Raw genomic sequence first — 4,201 nt, forward strand, 5'->3', positions numbered from 1 at the left:
TAACCCGTTTCGGCTTTAGCCGCACCTATAAATACGCGCACCGTTACGACCCGAACAAACTGCCGGTGATAACGGAAGCCGCGCAGCTGGATAAGACGACGTTATTGGCGTTGCCGAACGAAGTGGTGTGTGATAAACAAGGTAATAACTGCCGTGCGTTGGAAGCGGGTCGTTACGAATCGGATAATCCGATTTGGGCGCATTTTAATTTAACCCCGCCGAGCAGCGAGATGCCGGAGATTACCCCGGAAATGGCGTTTTATTTAAATTATTTGGAAGAAACGCATCCGGAAAACGGTGAGGCGACGGATGCGGAGCTGGATTTGCTCGACCAAGCGATGCTTGTTCCACCGCCGGTGCCGGTCGAGCCGGAAAAACCGGTGAAAGGCGAGAAGGAATCCAAGTGGAAATATAACGCGCGAGTGAGAGCCTATGAGCGCGCATTAGCGGACTACGAAAAAGCCAAACAAATTTATGCGGGCTTTGAGGCGACGAAGCCGCTGTTCGATTGGTTGGAAGAAAACGGCGATAAGCTAAAAACCTTAACGGAGAAAATCGAAGTGCACAACGCACCGTTGCAAGATAAGGTGTACAGTGATTTTTGGTTATTGGATGTGGACAAAGAAATCGTGAAAGAAAACGTAACCACCGCAAGTCTGCCGGGACAGATATTAGCCGGCGGCGCACTTCGTTACGACAGCCGAGAGTTTACGAACGATAAAAGCTGGGTGATTGCGGGCGGTGCGGTGAATGGTCTGGGTTCGGGTAAAATAGAAAATAAAGACGACGAAGACGCCATTCGCCAAGATATCGAACTCGGACATCGTCAGTTTACCTATACCAAATGGCGCGGCGGATTTAAGCGGTATTTTCAACGTCGCAGTCATTCGCACGGCGATTTAATGCGCGTGACGGAAAGCCATAAAGAAATGGGCTTGGCAATGGAGCTTGCGGACACAAATCCGACGACGGTTAGCGATTATTTAAACCGCAAAAAACTCAATGAAGTCACCACACCGACCAACGAGGTAAACAGCGAGGACTTGGCTAATTTTACTACCCAAGGCGTGCAGGCGCAAAATGCCGGCGACCTTGGCGGAGTGAATTTTTCGACGGCAACGGACATCCGTTTACAGGCAACGAACGCTCTACGCATTACTTCAACTGACTTTGCAAACCAAACCAAAGGCAACGTGAATGCCGCACAGGTTTCACCGCTTAAAATCCACACCACGGCGTTAAACCCGACCAAAGTATCGGGTGCTGCTATTGACTCGAATGCAGAATGGGAAGTGCGCTCGATTCGTGTGGATACGCGCCTGCCGACCCAAAGTTTATACCGCATTAATCCCGCGGCGAACAGTCATATTTTAATCGAAACCGACCCGGCGTTTACGGATAAAAAACGCTGGCTGAGTAGCGATTATATGTATAACGCCCTGCGTTCAAACCACGACAATACGCTAAAACGCCTCGGTGACGGTTATTATGAACAACGCTTGATTCGCGAACAAATCAACCGCTTAACCGGACGGCAATTTTTAGCGGGTTATCAAGATTTTGAAACCCAATACCGCGCCTTAATGGATGCGGGTATTACATTCGCCAACACATTCAACTTAAGACCGGGTATCAGTCTCACACCGGCGCAAGTGGCACAACTGACCACGGATATCGTGTGGCTGGAAACCCAAACGGTGAAACTTAACAACGGCGAAACCCAACAAGTGCTGGTGCCGAAAGTCTATGCCGTGGTAAACAAAACCGACCTCAAAGGCGACGGAACTTTGATTTCGGGGAGAGAAGTGCGGTTAAATTCTGCGGAGATTTTAAACGAAGGCACGATTGCAGGCAGAGAACTGGTTGCTTTAACCGGCAATCGCCTCACCAACCTCGGCACGGTCACGGGCGATAAAATCGAAGGCAAAATAAACGGCGATATTGATAATCACGGCGGTGCATTTATTGCCGAAAACGCCCTCAGTCTTTATGCCGGCGGCAACCTCACCCACCGCAGCACCTTGCGCGATACCGACGTCAACCTCATCGGCTACCGCCGCCAAGACAGCCGTTTAGACCGCAAAGGCTTATTGCACGTTAAAGGCGAAAACGGTTTATTGCAACTAAGCGCCGAAAACTTACGAATTGCCGGTGCGGATGTGATTAACGAAGGTAACACAACAAGCCTTAATGCCAAAAATCGCTTGGAATTGACCGCACTTAATGTGGGCTTTGAAGAAAAAATGGGCGAAGGCAGCCATTATCGCAACGAACGGGTGCAAGATGTGGCGGTCAGCCATATTCAAGGCGGCGATAACTTATTCCTACGCGCCAATACCATTTACAGCGAAGGCGCTCAATTAGAAAGCCACGGCAAACTGATTGCACTTGCGGAAAACGAAATGCTCCTCACCGGTGCCAAACGGGAAAGCGAGTTTGAGGAATATCATAAATACCAAAGCGGCGGTTTGACCAAGAAAACCAAAACAACCTTAAGTCAACAGGCAACGAATACGGCGCAACACACCCGAGTCGAGGCAAATGAAATCGATTTGATTGCAGGCAATCAGCTGGAAGCCATCGGTATTGAAGCGGTGGCACAAGGCGATATGCGTTTAAGCGCCGATAACATCCATTTGAAAGCCGACACCAATGCCCGCCGTGAACATTATGTGGTCGAAACGAAAAAATCGGGTGTGTTCTCGGGCGGCGGCTTAGGTATTACTATCGGTTCGCAACAAAGCAAACAAACGCATCAACAAGCCGGCTGGACGCAATCGGACGCACGGGCAACGTTGGGGAGTTTAAACGGCTCGGTGTCGATTGAGGCGAATAACCGCGTGCAGCTTACCGGCACGGATGTGATTACGCCGAATAACTTGACGATTAAAGGGCACAGCATTGACATTGACGCCGGCAAAGACCGTATTGTGTCAACGGAAAGCCGTGAGGTTAAACAATCCGGTTTAACCCTTGCGATTTCTTCGCCGGTGACGGATATGGCACTTAAAGCGCAGCAAAGTTTAAAACGGGCGAATGAAGTAAAAAGCGACAAACTCAACTCCCTTTACCAACTAAAAGCCGCCCAAGAAGCGGCACTTGCGGCGCAATCCGTCGGACAAGTGGCGGAGACGCTTTCGGCATTAACAAACAATACAATGCAACAAGGCGATGTGCAAAACCCTAGTGTAAAACTCTCTTTAAGCATTGGAGCCAGCAAATCCAGTCAACACAGCCGCACGGAACAAGTGATTCATCGCGGCAGCGAGCTTACTGCTGGCAATTTGCAACTTAGCACCACGGAAGGGGATTTAACGGTAAAAGGCTCGAAACTGCAAGCCAATCACACCGCACTTTCCAGCGGCAATGATATTAACCTCCTTTCCGTCCAAAACGAATACCACAACCGCACGGACAGTAAAAACAGTGGCTGGAGTGCGGGTGTGTTTGTAGGGGCAAGCGGCAACAGCTATGGTTTTGGTGTCGAAGCCTCGGCACAAGTTGGCAAAGGCAAGGAAAATAGCGATACAATCAAACAAGTCAACAGCCAAATCAACGGCAAAGCAGTCAGCCTCACCAGCCAACGGGATACCGCACTGAAAGGCGCGCAAGTCAACGCGGAAAAACTCACTGCCGATATCGGCAACAACCTAACCATTGAAAGCCGCCAAGACACAACCCGCTACGACAGCAAACACACCCAAACGGGCGCAACGGTGGCATTTACCTACGGCAGTGGTTTTAGCGGTGGCGCAAATGCGGCGATGAACAAGGCGAAAGTGAATTCCGCACAAGTTGAAACCCAATCGGGCTTTAATGTGGGCGAAGGCGGACTCAATGTTCAAGTCCAAAATCATACTCACCTTAAAGGCGGGCTAATTCAAAGTGAGGCGACAAAAGAAAACAACCGCTTTACCACAAACACCCTTAGCACAGAAAACATTGAAAACCACAGTGATGTGAAAGTGCAAAGCGTCAGCGCAGGCATATCAACCAATCCGGCGCAAAATGTAATGTCCGGCTTATCCGCCGTAATGAGTGCGCTCGGCAATAAAAACGAAAGCCAGACTAGCACAACACAAAGTGCGGTGGGAAATAACATTGAATTAACTGTCAAAACAGGCGAAAAACCGACCGCACTTTCAAGAGAGACGGAAAGCGCAAATCAAAAAGTAAAAGCCTTTGATATTGATAAGATTAA

The 4,201-nt window shown here is 49.5% G+C and carries 1 protein-coding gene; it reads left to right on the top strand.

The features are described from left to right. The coding region (locus tag CVP04_RS05375; RefSeq protein ID WP_207761618.1) for a hemagglutinin repeat-containing protein at positions 1-4,201 on the top strand (4,201 nt) is incomplete at both ends.

Origin of the sequence: Caviibacterium pharyngocola (assembly GCF_002795405.1) — a bacterium.
GTDB classification, from domain to species: domain Bacteria; phylum Pseudomonadota; class Gammaproteobacteria; order Enterobacterales; family Pasteurellaceae; genus Caviibacterium; species Caviibacterium pharyngocola.